12 protein-coding genes are annotated in these 19,748 nt (G+C 72.3%); all 12 read right to left on the reverse strand.

What is annotated here, in order from left to right; genetic code table 11:
* Position 1: 1 nt before the first annotated feature.
* The 12 genes from ACZ5WC_RS24405 to mreD all read right to left on the reverse strand — a co-directional run bounded on the left by ACZ5WC_RS24405 (position 2) and on the right by mreD (position 19,741).
* The gene (locus ACZ5WC_RS24405; protein ID WP_468542791.1) at positions 2-1,285 is read right to left on the reverse strand and encodes a nucleotide sugar dehydrogenase; all 1,284 of its coding nucleotides are present in this window, start codon (positions 1,283-1,285) and stop codon (positions 2-4) included.
* A gap of 4 nt (positions 1,286-1,289) precedes the next feature.
* Positions 1,290-2,942 carry a glycosyltransferase family 2 protein gene (locus ACZ5WC_RS24410; RefSeq protein ID WP_468542792.1) on the reverse strand — a complete coding sequence of 551 codons (1,653 nt, stop codon included), beginning with the start codon at positions 2,940-2,942 and terminating at the stop codon, positions 1,290-1,292.
* A complete protein-coding gene (locus ACZ5WC_RS24415) occupies positions 2,943-3,962 on the reverse strand; it encodes a Gfo/Idh/MocA family protein (protein ID WP_468542793.1) in 1,020 nt (339 codons plus the stop codon).
* A complete protein-coding gene (locus ACZ5WC_RS24420; RefSeq protein ID WP_468542794.1) occupies positions 3,959-5,077 on the reverse strand; it encodes a DegT/DnrJ/EryC1/StrS family aminotransferase in 1,119 nt (372 codons plus the stop codon). Before ACZ5WC_RS24420 ends, ACZ5WC_RS24415 begins: the two co-directional genes overlap by 4 nt.
* A gap of 334 nt (positions 5,078-5,411) precedes the next feature.
* The gene (locus tag ACZ5WC_RS24425; RefSeq protein WP_468542795.1) at positions 5,412-9,656 is read right to left on the reverse strand and encodes an Rne/Rng family ribonuclease; all 4,245 of its coding nucleotides are present in this window, start codon (positions 9,654-9,656) and stop codon (positions 5,412-5,414) included.
* Between the two features lie 228 nt (positions 9,657-9,884).
* A complete protein-coding gene (locus tag ACZ5WC_RS24430; RefSeq protein WP_311119512.1) occupies positions 9,885-10,667 on the reverse strand; it encodes a TIGR03936 family radical SAM-associated protein in 783 nt (260 codons plus the stop codon).
* Positions 10,668-10,792: 125 nt separating this feature from the next.
* On the reverse strand, positions 10,793-11,953 hold the full coding sequence (locus tag ACZ5WC_RS24435; protein ID WP_468542796.1) for a hypothetical protein: 1,161 nt from the start codon (positions 11,951-11,953) through the stop codon (positions 10,793-10,795).
* A gap of 68 nt (positions 11,954-12,021) precedes the next feature.
* Positions 12,022-13,950 (reverse strand): TIGR03960 family B12-binding radical SAM protein, encoded by a 1,929-nt coding sequence (locus ACZ5WC_RS24440; protein ID WP_096631755.1) that lies wholly within the window; start codon positions 13,948-13,950, stop codon positions 12,022-12,024.
* 49 nt (positions 13,951-13,999) lie between these two features.
* The gene (locus ACZ5WC_RS24445) at positions 14,000-15,529 is read right to left on the reverse strand and encodes a CYTH and CHAD domain-containing protein (protein WP_468542797.1); all 1,530 of its coding nucleotides are present in this window, start codon (positions 15,527-15,529) and stop codon (positions 14,000-14,002) included.
* Positions 15,530-15,559: 30 nt separating this feature from the next.
* Entirely contained in the window at positions 15,560-16,753 is a 1,194-nt protein-coding gene (rodA, locus tag ACZ5WC_RS24450; RefSeq protein ID WP_096631752.1) for a rod shape-determining protein RodA, read from the reverse strand.
* Positions 16,753-18,975 carry a penicillin-binding protein 2 gene (gene mrdA / locus ACZ5WC_RS24455; protein ID WP_468542798.1) on the reverse strand — a complete coding sequence of 741 codons (2,223 nt, stop codon included), beginning with the start codon at positions 18,973-18,975 and terminating at the stop codon, positions 16,753-16,755. The genes rodA and mrdA overlap by 1 nt, the downstream gene beginning before the upstream one ends.
* Positions 18,976-19,075: 100 nt before the next feature.
* A complete protein-coding gene (gene mreD / locus ACZ5WC_RS24460) occupies positions 19,076-19,741 on the reverse strand; it encodes a rod shape-determining protein MreD (RefSeq protein WP_468542799.1) in 666 nt (221 codons plus the stop codon).
* Positions 19,742-19,748 lie beyond the last annotated feature (7 nt).

A 19,748-nucleotide genomic window follows, 5' to 3' on the forward strand; every position in this document is an offset into this window, starting at 1 on the left:
GTCAGCCGCCGATGACCACGCGGCGGACGCCCGCCCAGTTGGCCGGGTCCGTGGTGCGGCGGCCGTCGACGAGGACGCGGACGTCCGGGAGGTCGGCGGCGGACAGCTCGCGGTACTCGGCGTGGTCCGCCTGGAGGATCGCGGCGGTGACGGCCTGGCCCTCGTGCGGGATGAGGCCGAGGGCGGTCAGCTCCTCGGGGGTGTACATCGGGTCCGAGACGAACGGCACCGCGCCACGCGCCTTGAGGGACTCGACGACTCCGAAGACGCCGGAGAACGCGGTCTCCTTGACGCCGCCGCGGTAGGCCGCGCCCAGCACCAGGACTCCGACGCCGTCCAGGTCGCCGTAGACGGCGGCCAGCAGGTCGACGGCGTACCCGGGCATCGCGGCGTTGGCCTCGCGGGCCGAGCGTACGACGGTGGCCTCCGGGTCGTTCCACAGGTACATCCGCGGGTAGATCGGGATGCAGTGGCCGCCGACGGCGATGCCGGGCTGGTGGATGTGGCTGTAGGGCTGGCTGTTGCAGGCCTCGATGACCTTCTTGACGTCGATGTCGTTCCGGTCGGCGAACCGGGCGAACTGGTTGGCCAGGCCGATGTTGACGTCGCGGTAGGTTGTCTCGGCGAGCTTCGCCAGCTCGGAGGCCTCCGCCGTGCCGAGGTCCCAGACGCCGTTCGGGCGGGGCAGATCCTCACGCTCGTCGAAGTCGAGCACGGCCTCGTAGAAGGCGACGCCCGCCGCGGCGGACGCCTCGTCGATGCCGCCGACGAGCTTGGGGTAGCGGCGCAGGTCGGCGAAGACCCGGCCGGTGAGGACGCGCTCCGGCGAGAAGACGAGGTGGAAGTCCTCGCCCGGGGTGAGACCCGAGCCCTCGGCCAGCATCGGCGCCCAGCGGGTACGGGTCGTGCCGACCGGCAGCGTGGTCTCGTAGCTGACCAGCGTGCCGGGCTTGAGGCCCGCCGCGATGGCCTTGGTCGCGGCGTCCATCCAGCCGAAGTCGGGGGTGCCCTCGGCGTCCACGAAGAGGGGGACGACGACCACGACGGCGTCGGACGCGGCGACCGCGGCCGTGGTGTCCGTCGTGGCGGAGAGCAGACCGGCGCCGACCGTCTCCTTCAGCTTGACGTCCAGGTCGTGCTCACCGGGGAACGGCTCGGTGGCCGCGTTGACCAGTTCGACGACCTTCTCGTTGACGTCCGCGCCGATGACCTTGTGGCCCTTGGCGGCGAACTGCACGGCGAGCGGAAGTCCGATCTTGCCGAGCGCGACTACACAGATGTTCATCGGGTTACTTCCTCTTCGAGCTGGACAGTGTGCGGCGCAGCCGTGCGCTCACGCTCTTCGGCCTGGACAGCGTTCGGCGCAGCCGTGCGCCCACGCTGGGCTTCGGTTCCCACAGCGGGGCCGTCGTGATCACTAGACGGCCCTTCGGGTTGGTGTTCGCCGCCACCCGGTGGGGGTCGGTGCTCCCCCAACGGCGTGCCAGCGGCATCGGCTGCCCTTCGGTGCGGACCGGGATCTCGTACGTCGAGCCCGCCAGGTCCACGTAGAGGCGGACGCCCTTCTTGGCGCGCGCGGCGGCGAGCGGGATGCGGGCGGTCAGCAGGGTGCCGCCGTCCTCGGCGGTCCCGGCCGTGAGCGTGCCGGTGTTCTTCGGGCGCGGGGCGTCCTTGGGGAGCTTGCGTGCCCCGGCCTTGTCCGCGCTCTGCGGCATGGCCCCTTGCGCCAGGGCGACGACGGCGGAGGACGTGTCGCCGGTGACGCCGACGCGCAGCTTCACACTGAGCGCGAGCTCCTCGCCGTGCTGCTCCCAGTCGGCCGACTCCAGCCGCGTACCGGCGGAGAGGCGGCCGGAGACCGACTCCGCGACCTCGTACCACTGCTCGTCGAGGCCGACGTCCGCGTCCCGGAATCCTGGATAGACGGCGAAGGCCCGGTCGCCCTCCAGCAGGAAGGGCGGCGCTCCGTGCTCGGTCTCCTCCGCGATGGCGCGGGTGAGCTCCTCCACTGCGCCGCGCAGGGCCAGGCCGAAGCGCACGCGGCGCTTGACTCCCGTGCCGTCGCGCAGGCCGTCGGTGAAGTAGGTGTCCACCAGCGCGCCGACGCCCTCGCACACCTGGCGGCGGGTGTCCGGGTCGAGTGCGGGGAAGTCCTTCTGGAGAAGCTTGGAGAGCTCCCAGTCGAAGTGGCGCTTGAGCACCGCGTCACGCCGCGGACCCGCGGGGATCAGAGCGGCGGTGTGCTCCATGATCCTTGCGGTGCAGCGGAGCCGGGCCAGGTGGTTCGCCCGGTAGGTGATGTTGCTGGCATCGCCGCGCTTGACCGCGTAGTAGCAGGTGTAGTCGGAGATCACGGAGATCTTCCGGGCCCGGACGCACGCCTCGATGGTGAACGGCTGGTCGCTGCCGACCGGCAGGTCCTCGGGGAAGCGGAGGCCGTGCTTCTCCACCAGTTCACGGCGGAAGAGCTTGGTGTTGGCCAGCGTGAAGGGCAGCGCGGAGTCGTCGAGGGTGACGTCACGGTTGCCGGTGTACAGCTTCTGGTGGACGTAGCGCCCGTTCGTTCCGACCATCTTGCCGACGACGACGTCGGACTCGTTGGCGTCGGCACAGGCGACCATCCGCTCCAGCGCCTCTTCGCCGAGATAGTCGTCCGAGCCGATGAAGTACACGAAACGGCCGGTCGCCAGGTCGAGGGCGCGATTGCTCGGTGCCGCCGGACCGCCCGAGTTGGGCTGGTGGACCACCGTGAAGACGTCCGGGTACAGCTGCGCGAAGCGGTCGAGTTCCTTGCCGCTGTCGTCCGTCGAACCGTCGTCGACCGCCACGACTTGCAGCCGCTCAAGACCGATGCTCTGGCCCACCAGCGAATTGAGGCACTCGGTGAGGTACGGCATCGTGTTGTAGACGGCTACGACGACCGTGACATCGGGTGTGGTCACCTATTCGGCCCCTGCCTTTTCCCGGTCCGCCGAGAACCGCACCGTGGTGCTGTTCGTGGCGGACTCCAGCACGGCGGCAGCCACCTCCACCGTACGAAGCCCCTGGCGCAGCGTGCAGATGTCGGCGGGCTTGCCCTGTACAGCGTCGCGGAAGAGCTCGTGCTCGACAAGCAGCGGCTCGCGCTTGGGGATGGCGTAGCGGATCATGTCGCCCTCGGCGACCCCGCGGAACGCGCGCAGCGCCTCCCACTCGGTGGTGACGGCGGCGTTGGAGTGGAACGTGAGGTCGGCGGTGAGGGTGTCGGCGATGAAGCAGCCGCGCTCGCCGGTGACCGAGGTGAAGCGCTCCTTGAGCGGGCTCAGCCAGTTGACCAGGTGGTTGACCATCGTGCCGTCGGACAGCTGGCCGACCGCGGAGACCATGTCCTCGTGCGGGCGGCCGGACTTGGAGACGGTGTGGGCGGCGATCGAGGTGTACGCCTGGCCGGTGACCCAGCTGGTCAGGTCGATGTCGTGGGTGGCCAGGTCCTTGACCACGCCGACGTCCGCGATGCGGTGCGGGAAGGGGCCCTGGCGGCGGGTGACGACCTGGTAGACGTCGCCCAGCTCGCCGGCCTCCAGGCGGGCGCGGAGGGAGAGGAGGGCGGGGTTGCAGCGTTCGATGTGGCCGACGCCGGCGACCAGGTCGCGGGATTCGAAGGCCTCGACGAGGCGGCGGGAGCCTTCGACGGTGTCGGCGAGCGGCTTCTCGATCAGGGCGCAGACACCGGCGTCGGCGAGCTGGAGGCCGACCTCCTCGTGCAGGCCGGTGGGGCAGGCCACGACGGCGTAGTCGATGCCGAGGGCGATGAGCTCCTCGACGGTGGAGAGCACGGGGGCGCCCTGGGCCCAGCCGTTCTTGTCGCCCATCGGGTCGACGACGGCGACCAGCTCGACGCCCTCAAGGCTCGCGAGGACCCGGGCGTGGTGGCGGCCCATGGAGCCGAGGCCGATCAGCCCGGCCTTCAGTACGGCGCTCACAGGTTCTCCCCCAGGGAGTTCACGGCGGCGACGATCCGCTCCAGGTCGCCCTCGGTGAGGGAGGGGTGGACGGGCAGCGAGACGACCTCGGCGGCGGCCTTCTCAGTCTCCGGCAGGTCCCAGGTGCGGCCCGCCTTCTGGTCCGGCTCCCAGTAGGGCTTCAGGCGGTGGATCGGGGTCGGGTAGTAGACCGCGTTGCCGACGCCCACCTCGGTGAGCCTGGCCATCGCGGCGTCCCGGTCGCCCCGGATCCGCACGGTGTACTGGTGGTAGATGTGGCGCGCGCCCTCGGCCACCGGCGGGGTGGTGACGCTCGGGGCGGTGATGTTGGCGTCGAGGTAGGCGGCGTTGGCTCGGCGCTGCTCGGTCCAGCCCTCCAGCTTGCCGAGCTGTACGCGGCCGACGGCGGCGGACACGTCGGTCATCCGCATGTTGGCGCCGACGATCTCGTTGGCGTACCGCTGCTCCATGCCCTGGTTGCGCAGCAGGCGCAGGGTGCGGGCCAGTTCGGCGTCGGCCGTTGTGACCATGCCGCCTTCGAGGGAGTGCATGTTCTTGGTCGGGTAGAAGCTGAAGGTGCCGCCCGCGCCGAACGCGCCGACGGGGGTGCCGTTCAGGGCCGCCGCGTGCGCCTGGCAGGCGTCCTCGACCACGGCGAGCTTGTGCTTGTCGGCGATCGGCATGAGCTTGTCCATCGCCGCCGGGTGGCCGTAGAGGTGCACCGGCATGATCGCGGCGGTGCGCGGCGTGATCGCGGCTTCGACCGCGGCCGGGTCGAGGCCGAAGCTGCCCGGCTCGATGTCGGCGAACACCACGTCGGCGCCGACCAGGCGGACCGCGTTCGCGGAGGCCGCGAAGGAGAAGGACGGGACGATCACCTCGTCGCCGGGGCCGATGCCCAGGGCGAGCAGCAGCAGGTGCAGGGCCGAGGTGCCCGAGTTGACCGCGACGCAGTGCCGGTCGTCGACCAGCCGCGAGAAGCCTTCCTCGAAGGCCGCCACCTCCGGCCCCTGCACGACGCGACCGCTGCGCAGCACCCGTACGGCTGCCTCGATCTCGTCTTCCCCGATGACCGGACGGGCAGCAGGAATCGGCTGCTCGTTGATGCTCGTCATGGACGTCCTCCTTGAACACCGCAAGAGCTCGTTACCAGGCAGAGCTCTGAGGTGCGGGACGTCTCACGAGGTCGCGCGTAACCCCACCGGCGCGATGCCGACGCCCTGCCGAGGAATCTGGTCCGGTCGCTGTCGCCGCCGGGACCTGTCACCGCCTGTGGTTTTCGTGAAGAACGCTCACAGGCATGGCAACCGTCGTCACATTATCAGGGATTTCTGGCCCAATTTCAGGCTCGTTAACCGGCGCTCGCATCAGTTCCGAAACAAAGCAGGTGTCCCGCCCCGATGCGTTCGGGGCGGGACACCTGAAGGTGAACGACTGGTTACGAATTCATCAGCCGGCCGACGGCGCGCCCTCTGCGGAGGGCGCGGAGGCGGTCACGGAGGGCGACGACTGCTCGGCGGCGACGGTCTTCTTCGTCGCCTTCTTCGCGGCCGTCTTCGTGGCCGTCTTCGCCGTGGTCTTCTTCGCGGTCGTCTTCTTGGCGGCGGTCTTCTTGGCCGCCGTCTTCTTCGCCGGTGCCTTCTTGGCGGCGGCCTTGCGGGCCGTCTTCTTCGCCGGTGCCGGTTCCGTGGATTCCGGGGTCTCCGCGGACTCCGGGGCCTTCGCCTCGGGAGTCTCAGGAGCCTCGGGCGCCTCGGGAGTCGATACGACCACGACCACCGCTGCCTCGTCCGACCCCGTGGGCGAGCCCGCCGGAGCCGTGACCTTGCGGGTCACCCGGCGCCGGGCACGCGGCGGGGCGGCCACGGGGGCCTCGGCCTCGGGGGCCTTCTCCGCCGGGGCCTCGGGGGCCGGAGCCTCGGGGGCCTCGACGACCGGGTCCTCGACCGCGACCGGGTCCGTGGCGGGCTCGGCGGGCCGGACCGGCTCGGCGGCCTCGGCCTGCTTCGGCGAGCCCGCCGGGGCGGACGCCTTGCGGGTGGCCCGGCGGCGCGTACGGCCCTGGGGCGCGGCCTCGGCCGGAGCCTCGGGGGCCGGTGCGGGCTCGGCCGCTTCGGCCGCCTCGGCGACCGGGGCTTCCGCGACGGGGGTTTCGACCACCGGGGTCTCCGCGACCGGCCCGGGTGCGGCCTCGGCCACCGGAGCCTCGGCGGGGGCCTCCGTCCTCGGCGTGCCGGCCGGGGCCGACGCCTTGCGGGAGGACCGACGGCGGCCACGGCCGCGCGAGGCGGCCGCCTCGGCCTCGGCCGGGCTGCTGTAGAACTCCTCGTCCGCGGTGACCTCGGGCTCCACCGCCACCGGGGCGGCGACCTCGGCGGCCAGCTCGGCCTCGGTCTCCGTCTCGGTGTCGATGACCGCCTGGTCGTCGTGGCCGTGCTCGTGGTCCTGGCCGGAGCCGCCGCGGCCGCGCTTGCGGGACTTCTTGCCGCCGCCACCGCCGCCTACGGACGTCGGCTGCTCCATGTGGACGATGACACCGCGCCCGTTGCAGTGGACGCAGGTCTCGGAGAAGGACTCCAGCAGGCCCTGACCCACCCGCTTGCGGGTCATCTGGACCAGGCCCAGCGAAGTGACCTCGGCGACCTGGTGCTTGGTGCGGTCGCGGCCCAGGCACTCCAGCAGGCGCCGCAGCACCAGGTCCCGGTTGGACTCCAGGACCATGTCGATGAAGTCGACGACGACGATGCCGCCGAGGTCGCGCAGCCTCAGCTGACGCACGATCTCCTCGGCCGCCTCCAGGTTGTTCCTGGTGACGGTCTCCTCCAGGTTGCCGCCCTGGCCGGTGAACTTGCCGGTGTTGACGTCGACGACGACCATCGCCTCGGTCTTGTCGATCACCAGCGAACCGCCGCTGGGCAGGTAGACCTTGCGGTCCAGCGCCTTCATCAGCTGCTCGTCGATGCGGTACGTCGCGAAGACGTCGACCTCGGAGGTCCAGCGCGAGAGCCGCTCGGTGAGGTCGGGCGCCACGTGCGAGACGTAACCGTGGATGGTCTCCCAGGCGTCGTCACCGCTGACGATGACCTTGGAGAAGTCCTCGTTGAAGATGTCGCGGACGACCCGGACGGTCATGTCCGGCTCGCCGTAGAGCAGCGTCGGCGCGTTGGAGCCGCTGGTGCCCTTCGCCTTCTTCTGGATGTCCTCCCACTGCTGCTGGAGCCGCTCGACGTCACGGCGCAGCTCGTCCTCGCTCGCACCCTCGGCGGCTGTGCGCACGATGACGCCCGCGTCCTCGGGGACGATCTTCTTGAGGATGGACTTGAGGCGGGAGCGCTCGGTGTCGGGCAGCTTGCGGCTGATCCCGGTCATCGAGCCCTCGGGCACGTAGACGAGGTAGCGGCCGGGCAGCGAGACCTGGCTCGTCAGACGCGCGCCCTTGTGGCCGATCGGGTCCTTGGTGACCTGGACCAGGACCGACTGGCCGGACTTGAGCGCGGTCTCGATGCGGCGCGGCCCGTGGGCCATGCCGAGCGCCTCGAAGTTGACCTCACCGGCGTACAGGACGGCGTTGCGGCCCTTGCCGATGTCGACGAAGGCGGCCTCCATGGACGGCAGTACGTTCTGGACCTTGCCCAGGTAGACGTTGCCGACGTAGCTGGTGGCCTGCTCCTTGTTGACGTAGTGCTCGACGAGCACGTTGTCCTCAAGGACGCCGATCTGGGTGCGCTCGCCGTTCTGGCGGACGACCATCACGCGCTCGACGGCCTCGCGGCGTGCCAGGAACTCCGCCTCGGTGATGATCGGGACCCGGCGGCGGCCCTGCTCGCGGCCCTCGCGGCGGCGCTGCTTCTTGGCCTCCATACGGGTCGAGCCCTTGATGGACTGGACCTCGTCGAAGCCGGTGCCCGGCTCGCGCTCCTCCTTCTTGCGGGGCTCGCGGACCTTGACGACCGTACGCTCCGGGTCGTCGGCGGTGCCGTGGTCGGCCTCGGCGGCGTCACCGCTGCGGCGACGGCGACGGCGACGACGGCGGCTGCTGCTCGACCCGGAGGCCGAGGAGTCCTCGTCCTCGTCGGTCTCGTCGGCGTCCTGCACCGGGGCGGACTCGTCCTCGGCGGGGACCTCGCCGGAACGGGACGCGGCCCGCGCCTCGTCCCCGTTCTGCTCGGCCTCGTCCGTGTCACCGGCCTCGCCGCGGCGGCGGCGACGGCCCCCGCGACGACGGCGGCGCGAGGGACGGTCGCCGTACTCGTCGGTGTCCTCGCCCTCCTGCTCGGCGTCCGCCTCGGCCTCGGCGGCCTGCGGCTCGGCGGGCTCCTCCACCGGGGCCACCGGGGCGGCGGGCTCGGCGGCCTGCTCGGTCTCGACGGCCTCGCCACGGCGGCGGCGACGGCGACGCGAGCGGTCCTGCGGCGCGGCCTCGGCGGGCGCGGTGCTCTGCTCGGCCTCGGCGGTCTGCTGCTCCTCGGCCTCGTCGACCTCGTCGTACGGCGAGGTCGAACCGGCCGCCGCAGCGGCGGCGGCCGCCGTCTCGGGGGTCTGGAACATGGGCTCGGCGAAGACCGGGGCCTGGAAGACGGCGACCGCGGGGCGGGTCGCGCGGCGGCCCTTACGGGTGGGCTCATCGGTCTTGGCGGTGAACTCGGGGCGGCCCGCGGCGGAGGTGGCGCGGCGGCGCTGGCGTCCGCGCGGAGCCGCCTCCTCGACCTCGTCGGCCTCGGCGGCGAGCTCCTCGGCCACGGCGGCGGGCAGGCTCTCGCCGGTCTCGGCAGCCTCCTCCTCCGGGGCGGCGGTCTCGTCGCCGGCCTGGGGGGCTCCGGCGGGCGCGGTGGCCTTGCGGGACGCGCGACGGCGGGTGCGCGGGGAGGGCGTCTCCTCGGCCTCGGCGGCGGGGGCGGCGGCGACGGGCGCCGACTCGGCAGCCGTTTCGGCGGCAGGCGTGACGGGCGCGGCGGCCTGCGGCGCACCGGCGGGGGCCGAGGCACGGCGGCGGGTGCGGCCACGGGGGGCCTCGGCGACGGGCGCGGCGGCCTCGGCGGGCGCGGTCACGACGGCGGCCTCAGCGGGCTCGATCACGATGGCGGCCTCGGCGGACTGCGGGGTCCCTGCGGGGGCGGTGGCCTTGCGGGACGCGCGGCGGCGGCGGGGGGCCGGGGTCTCCTCGACGGTCTCCACGGCGGCCACGGTCTCGTCCTCGGGGTCGGCCTCCGGGGCCGGCTCGGCCGGGGTCTCGACGACCGGGGCGGCGGCCTCGGCGGGCTGCGGCGCACCGGCGGGCGCGGTCGCCTTGCGGACCGCACGGCGGCGGGTGCGCGGCGCGGGCGCGGCGGACTCCTCCTCCACGGCGGGCTCCGCGACGGACTCGGCGGCGGGGGCTGCGGTCTCGACGGCCTCGGTGCTCTGCACCGGCGCCGGGGCGCCGGCGGGGGCGGTGGCCTTGCGCACGGCGCGGCGGCGGGTTCGGGCGGGAGGGGCGGTCTCGGTGACCGTTTCCCCGGGTGTGTCGTCCGGGGCCGGGGCGGCGGACTCGGCGGCCGGTATGGCCGGCGTGACGTCCTCGACCGGCGTCACGGCGGCGCCGGGCGGGCCCGCCGGGCGGGAGGCGGCGCGGCGCCGGCGGCGCGGCGGCAGCTTGTCCCCGGGGGTGTTCTCGTCGTTGTTCCCGGTCGTGCCGGGTTCGTTCGGCTGAGGCATGCGGGCGGTTCTCCCGTCGTGCTCCCGGGCGCCGCGTCTGATTCCGGTCCGGCTCGGTCCGCAGTGGTGCGATACCGCCGTCCGGGGCGCGGGCGCCGCACGGGAGCTGATGTCTGGCTCGCCGGTTCCGTATGCGGTGTGCGTACGGCCTGGCGAAAGTCTTGTGGGTCAGTGCGCGGCCCGACCCAGGTGGCTCCCGAGTCGGAGGGCTGCGCTACAACGACCGCCTTACGCGGAACCTGCACCTTCCGGCGCCGTCGCGACGGCTGCCCCGGCGACCGCGGGATGTGCGGTCGGGGCGGCCTCGCGGTCGGGCGCGAGCGGGTCGGTCACCGTGCCGGACTCCTCGTCGAAGAGCCCCTGCGCCAGCCTCGTCACCGCAGCGGGGACAGGCGGCGCCAGGTCGGCCACAGCTCGGAGACCGGACAGGACGTCGTCGGGTCGCACGGCAGGTGTCACGTGCCGCACAACCAGGCGCAGTATCGCACAGGGCCGCTCGCCCGGCCTATCGGCCGGGGCGTCGACGACCCGCAGATCGGCGACGGCGGCGCGGGCGTCGAAGGTCCGGATGCCGTTCTTCGCCTTGCGCTGGACCTCGACGGTCTCGGCGTCGTTGAACGCGGCCACGGCTGTGCGGACGTCCTCGGGGTCGACGCCGTCCAGGCGCATCTCCCAGACGGACGCGGTGAGCCGTTCGGCGAGGCCCGAGGTGCGGGCCTCCACCGCGTCGACGATGTCGAGGCCGTCCGGCAGCGACTCGTCGAGCAGGGCGCGCAGGACGTCGGGGTCACGCGCCTCGGTGAGGGCGATCTCCAGGAACTCGGCCTCGCTGCCCGTGCCGGTGGGTGCGGCATTGGCGTAGCTGACCTTGGGGTGCGGGGTGAAGCCCGCCGAATACGCCATCGGCACCTCGGAGCGGCGCAGTGCCCGCTCGAAGGCCCGCTGGAAGTCGCGGTGGCTGGTGAACCGGAGGCGGCCGCGCTTGGTGTAGCGCAGGCGGATGCGCTGCACTGCCGGTGCGGGCGGCGGGCCTTCGGGCTGTCGCTTGCCCAGTGGTTCTTCTCCTCGGTGCGGGGCGGGCGCGGTGGAGCGCCGCCCACGAAATATACGGGTGGTCCCCGGGGTGCCGCTCCGGCTCACACCCGCTTGACGAGTTTCTCGCCGAGCGGGGCGCTCTCGGATGCCTGCGCCGCGCTGGGGACAGTCGTTGTACTACCCAGAGTACGCGCAGGGGCCTCCACCGGTTCCCCGGACCGTGCGCCGCTCGTGCCGCCGGCCAGTGCGCGCCAGGCGTCCCGGCGGGCCTGGCGCACGGTTTCCCGGGCCGTGGCGAGGGCCGAGCGGGCGGCGTGGCCCGCCTCGACGGCGGCGCGCCGCGCCGGGGCCCACACGGCGTCGCGCACGAAGTGGCCGACCGGGGTGCACACGGTGCGGTACGCCCAGGAGGCCGGGGCCCCGATCAGGTGCCGGGCGAGCCAGGCGAGGCCCCGGCCGACCGCGCGGGAGAGGTATCCGGCGATGCGCCAGGCGACCTCGGCGGCGTCCGCGATCTCCCGGCCGACGGGGGTGAGGACGCGGCGGTACGTCCAGGAGGCCGGGGCCACGATCAACGTCATGACCAGCCATACGGCGACGGCTCCCAGGCCCCGGGCGACCGCCGCGACCCCCTGCCACAGGAGCCCGGCGGCCCAGGCGGCGCCCCGCCCGATGGCTGCGAGGAACCAGGCCGCGCCGTGGCCGATCGGGGTGAGGACGTTGCCGTACAGCCAGACCAGCGGGACGACCACGCCGTACCGGGCCACCGGGACGAGTACGTACCGCCACAGGACGGCCGCGGGCAGGACGAGGAGCACGGCGAGCAGCCAGCCGGTGCCCTGGCCCGCCTTCGTGAGCAGCCAGACCAAGCCGGTCCCGATGCCGCGTGCCGCCGGGGCCAGCAGGGCGGTGCCGATCCAGCGCAGGCCGTGCCCGAGCGGGGTGAGGACCGAGGTGTACAGCCACCTCAGCGGCTTGAGCACCAACATGCCGATCAGCCACCCCAGGGCCCAGCCGATGGAGCCGAACAGCCACTCCAGGCCCCGCCCCAGGGCGCCGGCCGAGGCTTCGAGCGCCCGCCGGACCGGGGGCAGCACGGTCCGGTCGAGGGCGTGCCGGCCGGCGGCCAGCAGGTCCCAGGCCATGCGGACGGGCAGGACCACGACCAGCACCACGATGCGCACCGGAATCCTGATCAGCCGGGTCAGGGCGGTCTCGGGCGCGGACCGGTCTGGTGCCTGGTGGTGGCTGCTGTCGTCCATGCCGTGAATGACGCACAGGCCCGGTCGGCGGTTGCCGGACCGGGCCCGCTCCGGTGCTCGGGGACGCGTTACTTGTTGACCACGCTCAGCGGGAGCAGCTTCTTACCCGTCGGGCCGATCTGGATGTCCAGGTCGAGCTGCGGGCAGACGCCGCAGTCGAAGCAGGGGGTCCAGCGGCAGTCCTCGACCTCGGTCTCGTCGAGCGCGTCCTGCCAGTCCTCCCACAGCCAGTCCTTGTCCAGGCCGGAGTCGAGGTGGTCCCAGGGCAGGACCTCCTCGTAGGTGCGCTCGCGGGTGGTGTACCAGGCGACGTCGACGCCGTACTCGGGGAGCGTCTTCTCCGCGCAGTTCATCCAGAGGTCGTAGCTGAAGTGCTCGCGCCAGCCGTCGAAGCGGCCGCCGGACTCGTAGACCGCGCGGATGACGGAGCCGACCCGGCGGTCGCCGCGCGAGAGGAGTCCCTCGACGACGCCGGGCTTGCCGTCGTGGTAGCGGAAGCCGATGGAGCGGCCGTACTTCTTGTCCCCGCGGATCTTGTCCCGGAGCTTCTTCAGCCGGGCGTCGGTCTCCTCGGCGGAGAGCTGCGGGGCCCACTGGAAGGGCGTGTGCGGCTTGGGCACGAAGCCGCCGATGGAGACGGTGCAGCGGATGTCGTTCTGCCCGGAGACCTCGCGGCCCTTGGCGATGACGTTGACCGCCATGTCGCCGATCTGGAGGACGTCCTCGTCGGTCTCGGTGGGCAGGCCGCACATGAAGTACAGCTTCACCTGGCGCCAGCCGTTGCCGTACGCCGTGGAGACCGTGCGGATCAGGTCCTCCTCCGAGACCATCTTGTTGATGACCTTGCGCATGCGCTCGGAGCCGCCCTCGGGGGCGAAGGTGAGACCGGAGCGGCGGCCGTTGCGGGTCAGCTCGTTGGCCAGGTCCACGTTGAACGCGTCGACGCGGGTGGAGGGCAGCGAGAGGCCGACCTTGTCCTCGGTGTAGCGGTCGGCGAGGCCCTTGGCGATGTCGCCGATCTCACTGTGGTCCGCGGAGGAGAGGGAGAGCAGGCCGACCTCTTCGAAGCCGGTGGCCTTGAGGCCCTTGTCGACCATCTCGCCGATGCCGGTGATGCTTCGCTCCCGCACGGGGCGCGTGATCATGCCGGCCTGGCAGAAACGGCAGCCGCGGGTGCAGCCGCGGAAGATCTCCACGGACATCCGCTCGTGCACGGTCTCCGCGAGCGGGACGAGGGGCTGCTTGGGGTAGGGCCACTCGTCGAGGTCCATCACCGTGTGCTTGGAGACCCGCCACGGCACGCCGGACCGGTTGGGCACGACGCGGCCGATGCGGCCGTCGGGGAGGTACTCGACGTCGTAGAAGCGCGGGACGTAGACGCCGCCGGTCTTCGACAGCCGGAAGAGCACCTCGTCGCGGCCGCCGGGGCGGCCCTCGGCCTTCCAGGCGCGGATGATCTCGGTGATCTCCAGGACGGCCTGCTCGCCGTCGCCGATGACCGCGCAGTCGATGAAGTCCGCGATCGGCTCGGGGTTGAACGCGGCGTGGCCGCCCGCGAGGACGATCGGGTGGTCCACGTCGCGGTCCTTGGACTCCAGCGGGATGCCCGCGAGGTCCAGGGCGGTGAGCATGTTGGTGTAGCCGAGCTCGGTGGAGAAGCTCAGCCCGAAGACGTCGAACGCGCCGACGGGGCGGTGGCTGTCCACGGTGAACTGCGGCACGCCGTGCTCGCGCATCAGCGCTTCGAGGTCCGGCCAGACGCTGTACGTGCGCTCGGCGAGGACGCCCTCGCGTTCGTTCAGTACCTCGTAGAGGATCATGACGCCCTGGTTGGGGAGTCCGACCTCGTAGGCGTCGGGGTACATGAGGGTCCAGCGGACGTCGCAGCTGTCCCACTCCTTGACGGTGGAGTTCAGCTCACCGCCGACGTACTGGATGGGCTTCTGCACATGCGGGAGCAGAGCTTCGAGCTGTGGGAAGACCGATGCGGCAGACATCTCGCGAACCTTCGTGAGCCGGCAGGGGTGACCATCCAGCGTACCCCGGTCAGCGGTGCCCCAGATCCGCCCGCAGTGCCGGGGCCGAGGCCCGGGCCCATACCTCGGGCAGCTCGCGCTCCCGGGCGTCGGCGGCCGCCTCCTCCTGGCCGTACAGGAGGCCCCAGGTGAAAGCGGACTCCCCCGCCGCGTGCGCCTGGATGCCGAGGGTGCGCAGGGCCTCGCGGGCGACGACGCTGTCCTGGTGGTCGCCGAGGACGGTCTGCACGGCCTTCATCCGTTTGGCGAAGCGCTTGGCGGGCCCGCCGAGCGCGGGCCTGGCCGCCTCCCCCGCGTACCGGGCGCGTTTGGCGGCCTTGCGGGCCTCGTGCATCGCGGTGTCCCGCTCGGGCCCCGGCGGCTGGTCGAGGGCGTGGCCGATGCGGGTGGCGAGGCGGCCGTAGTCCTTGAGCAGGGCGCGGGGCAGGGCCTTGTCGGGATCGCGGGACGCGGCGGGGCGCAGGGGCGGGTCGGCGGCGAGCGCGTCGAGGGTGTCCAGGAGCGCCAGATACCGCTTCCCGTCCAGTACGGCGATGATCCTGCGGCGCGATCCGGTGCGGCGGGCGGCCGACCAGGCGCGGAGCCGGCCGCGCACCGGGCCGAGGGTCAGGGGGGCGGGCAGGGCCTCGATCCGGCTGCTGAGCCGGTCGTCCAGGACCTCCTGGTCGCGGTCGACGCCGAGTTCGGCGGCCAGCCACTTGAGCTCGGCGCCGACGGGGTCGGTGACCTCGCGGTCGAGGATCTTCCCGTACGTCTTGAAGGCGCTGCGAAGCCGCCGGGTGGCGACGCGCATCCGGTGCACGGAGTCGGGCAGGTCGCGGCGGACGGCGGGGTCGAGGTCGACGATCGCGCGGATCTGTTTCCGTACGTAGCCGAGGACGTGGTCGCCCGTGGTCCGGGGCTCGTCCCGCTCCGGCCGCTTCCCCTGGCGTACGGGGGCCGTCTCGGCGAGGGCGCGGGCCAGTTTGGAGGCGGATTCCGCGGGGCGCACCCCGGCCTTGCGGAGCCGTTTCTCGACGGCGTCCAGGAAGGCGGGGTCACCGTCGTCGGCCAGCTCGACCTCGATCTCGGTCCAGGTGGCCGTGGTGCCGCTCCCCTCCCCCGCGAGGCGTTCGGCGAGCACCGTGTCGACGCTGACCTCGGCGAGGAGCGTGCCGTCGGCGGCCAGCAGGTGCTGGACGTCACGGGAGGACAGCAGCCGGACGACGGGGGCGAGCCCGGCGTGGCGGACCCGGGAGCGGAGCAGGGCGGCCAGCGGGCGGGGCAGGGTGTCGGCGAGGGGTTCGTGGATCTCGTCCCGGATGCCGGTGGCGACGGGGAACTTCAGGTGCCAGCCCGCGTCGGACCCGCCGGTCCTGCGGCGCAGGGTGAGGGAGTCGGCGGCGAGGCGGAGGTCGGCGGTGTCGTAGTAGACGGCGTCCAGCTCGGTCCGGCCGCGCGGGACCACCCGGCCGACTCCGGCCGCCCGGCCGAGGTCGGGCAGCCGGGTGGCGTCGGTGGCCTCGTACTTCCGCTCGATCTCGCGCTTGGTGTCCGCCATATACCGGCTCCTACCCCTTGCGGGGCCGGTTCAGGCGGACATCGGCCGTTGCACCCTGATCGACTGGAGGAGTCCGATCGCGATCCAGACGGCGAACATCGAGGACCCTCCGTAGGAGACGAAGGGCAGCGGCAGTCCGGCGACCGGCATGATGCCGAGCGTCATGCCGATGTTCTCGAAGGCCTGGAAGGCGAACCAGGCGATGATCCCGGCGGCGACGACCGTGCCGTACAGCTCGGTCGTCTCGCGGGCGATCCGGCAGGCGCGCCACAGGACGACGCCCAGGAGCAGGATGATCAGCCCGGCGCCGAGAAAGCCCAGCTCCTCACCGGCGACGGTGAAGACGAAGTCGGTCTGCTGCTCGGGGACGAACTGGCCGGTGGTCTGGGTGCCCTGGAAGAGCCCCGTGCCGGTGAGTCCGCCGGAGCCGATCGCGATCCGGGCCTGGTTGGTGTTGTAGCCGACGCCCGCCGGGTCGAGCGCCGGGTTGGCGAAGGCGGCGAAGCGGGCGATCTGGTAGTCGTCGAGCAGCCCTAGCTGCCAGACGGCGACTGCCCCGCCCGCGCCCGCGCCGAGGAGGCCGAAGACCCAGCGGTTGGAGGCGCCGGAGGCCAGCAGCACACCGAGGACGATGACGGCCATGACCATCACCGAGCCGAGGTCCGGCATCAGCATGACGACGGCCATGGGGATCGCCGCGAGGCCGAGCGCCTTGGCGACGGTGCGGTGGTCGGGGTGGGCCTGGTCGCCCGCGTCGACGCGGGCGGCCAGCAGCATCGCCATCACCAGGATGATGGTGATCTTGGTGAACTCGGAGGGCTGGATCGAGAAGCCGGCCGGGAGCTTGATCCACGCGTGCGCGCCGTTGATCGTGGTGCCGAGCGGGGTGAGGACGGCCATGACCAGCAGCACGGAGGCGCCGTAGAGGACCGGGACGGCGCCGCGCAGGGTGCGGTGGCCGAGCCAGATCGTGGCGGTCATCAGGATGAGGCCGATGCCGGTGTTCAGGGCGTGCCGGAGGAGGAAGAAGTACGGGTCGCCCTGGGTGAGGTGGTCGCGGTTGCGGGTCGCGGACCAGACCAGCAGCGCGCCGAGGAAGGAGAGCGCGAGCGATGCCCCGAGCAGCGGCCAGTCCAGCCGCCGTGCGAGGGAGTCGCGGGCGGTCAGCTTGGCCCAGGAGCCCTCGTCGGGGCCGTAGCGGGAGACGGAGAATCCACCTGCCATCAGGGCTGCCTCCCCGTGGTCGCCGGTGATCCGGTGAGTCCCGGCTGGCCCGTGGGCTGCACGGGCAGTTGTTCTTCCGGCTCCACCGGCTGTCCTTCCGGCTCGACCGGGGCGGGGTCGTAGGGCTCGACCTTCGGTGCGTGGATCGAGCCGTCCGGCTGGATCTTCGGCAGCGCTTTCTGGGGCTTCGGCAGCAGGGCCCTCTTCAGGTCCTGGTTGCCCTCGGCGTCGAGGCCGTAGAGCGCGTCGTAGATCTTGCGGACGGCGGGCCCGGAGGCGCCGGAGCCGGTGCCGGCCTGGGAGATCGTCATGACGATCGTGTAGTCGTCGGTGTAGGTCGCGAACCACGAGGTGGTCTGCTTGCCGTACACCTGGGCGGTGCCGGTCTTGGCCCGCATCGGGATCTTGTCCTGCGGCCAGCCGCCGAACCGCCAGGCGGCGGTGCCGCCGGGCTCGACCACCGAGCGCAGGCCCTTGTCGAGGTCCTTGATGGTCTGGGCGTCGACCGGCAGCTTCCCGGTGGCCTTGGGCTTGATCTCCTGGACGTTCTTGCCGTCGGGGCTGATCACGGCTTTGCCCACGGTGGGGGCGTGGAGGGTGCCGCCGTTGCTGATGGCGGCGTAGGCGGTGGCCATCTGGATGGGGGTGACGAGGACGTCCCCCTGCCCGATCGCGTAGTTGATGCTGTCGTAGGCCTTGAGCTGGTTGCCTTCGAGGCAGTTCTCGTAGGCGATCTGCTGGACGTAGGTGCCGCCCTTCTTGCCCTGCTTGCACCAGGCGTCCTTGTTCGCCTTCCAGAAGTCCTGCTTCCACTGGCGGTCGGGGATGCGCCCCTTGACCTCGTTGGGCAGGTCGATGCCGGTCTCGGAGCCGAGCCCGAAGTCACGGGCGGTGCGGTAGAACCAGTCCTTGGCGTCCTTCTTCGGCTTTATGCCGCCGTCCCGCGCCCACTCCTCGTGGCCGAGGCGGTAGAAGACGGTGTTGCAGGAGTACTTGAGCGCGTCGCCGAGAGTGATGGGGCCGTGCCCCTTGGACTCGAAGTTGGCGAAGGTCTGGCTGCCGAGGCTGTAGGAGCTGCTGCAGTTGTAGCGGTCGTTGAAGTCGTGCCCGGCCCGCACGGCGGCGCTCGCCGAGACCACCTTGAAGATCGATCCGGCGGGCGCCTGGCCCTGGATGCCCCGGTTGAGCAGCGGGTAGTTGGACTTCTCGCTGGTGAGCTTGGCGTACTCCTTGCCGGAGATGCCGCCGACCCAGGCGTTGGGGTCGTAGTCGGGCTGGGAGGCCATCGACACGATGCGGCCGGTCTTCGACTCCATGACGACGACGGCGCCGGAGTCGGCCTCGTACTTCCGGCCGGTGATCTTGTCGGTCTCGCCGCGCATCTTCTTCATGGCGGCGGCGAGCTCGTACTCGGCCACCGCCTGAACGCGGGCGTCGATGCTCGTGACGAGGCTGGAGCCGGACACCGCCGGGTCGTTCTCCGCCTCGCCCAGGACGCGGCCGAGGTTGTCGACCTCGTAGCGGGTGACGCCCGCCTTGCCGCGCAGCTCCTTGTCGTACGTGCGCTCCAGGCCGGAGCGGCCGACCTGGTCGGAGCGGAGGTAGGGCGACGGGCCGTCCTGCGCCTCCTGGATCTCCTCGTCGGTGACGGGCGACAGATAGCCGAGGACCTGTGCGGTCCTCGCCTTGCCGGGTGCGGTGTAGCGGCGTACGGCGGTGGGTTCGGCGGTGATGCCGGGGAAGTCCTCGGCCCGCTCGCGGATCTGGAGTGCCTGCTGGGTGGTGGCCTCGTCGGTGACCGGGATCGGCTGGTAGGGCGAGCCGTTCCAGCAGGGCTGGGGGGTCTTGGAGTCGCAGAGGCGGATCTTGTCCTGGACGTCCTTCGGCTTCATGTTCAGGACGTCGGCGAGCCGGGTGAGGACCTCGACACCGTCGTCCTTCATCTTCAGCAGCTCGGTACGGCTGGCGGAGACGACGAGCCGGGTCTCGTTGTCGGCGAGCGGTACGCCGCGGGCGTCGAGGATCGAGCCGCGTACGGCGGGCTGGACGACCTGCTGCACCCCGTTGCCCGCGGCTTCGGCGGTGTACTCGTCGCCGTTGCGGATCTGGAGGTACCAGAGGCGGCCGCCGAGGGTGAGCAGCAGGGAGAAGACGAGGACCTGGATGACCATGAGCCGGATCTGGACCCGCTGGGTCCGCCCGGTCTCGGGGATGTTGCTCACAGGGCGCCCCCGGTCGTGGTTCGGCTGGGGGTACGGGGGGCGTCCCCCGGGGAGCACAGCCTCACGCGGCGCCCCCGGTGCCCTCCGGTCGCGTACGGCTTCACAGTCGCTTGACCCCCTTGATGCGGCCCGCGCGGGAGGCCCGGTTGCGGGCGGCCTTGACGCGCAGCCCGCCTCGCTGGTTGCCGATCCGCAGCCCGGTTCCGGAGGAGAGCCAGCCCGCGGCGACGTCGTTGCTGCCGCCGGAGGCCTCGGAGACCGGGTCGTTCTCGGTACGTCTGGCCAGCGCCATGATCAGCGGCACGGTGAAGGGCGCCAGCAGCAGATCGTAGACGGCGGCGGTGAACAGCAGGCCGCCCAGGCCCACATGGCGGGCGGACGTGTCGCCGACGAGCGCGCCGACGCCCGCGTAGAGCAGGGTCGAGCCGATCGCGGCCGCGACGACCACCGCCATCGGGGCGAAGGCCGACTTGAGCTGCCCGCTCTCCGGCCGGGCCAGGCCCACGAGGTAGCCGATGACGCAGAGCACCAGGGCGTAGCGTCCGGCGGCGTGGTCGGCGGGCGGGGCCAGGTCGGCGAGCAGGCCTGCGCCGAAGCCGATGAGCGCGCCGCTGACGTGCCCGTACACGAAGGCGAGTCCGAGGACGGTGAGGAGCAGCAGGTCGGGGACGGCGCCGGGGAGCTGGAGGCGGGCGAGGACGGACACCTGGAGGACCAGGGCGACGACGACCAGGGCGGTGGAGAGCAGAGTCCGGTTGAGGCGCATGGGGATC

The sequence above is a fragment of the Streptomyces sp. NPDC033165 genome, from assembly GCF_055577965.1.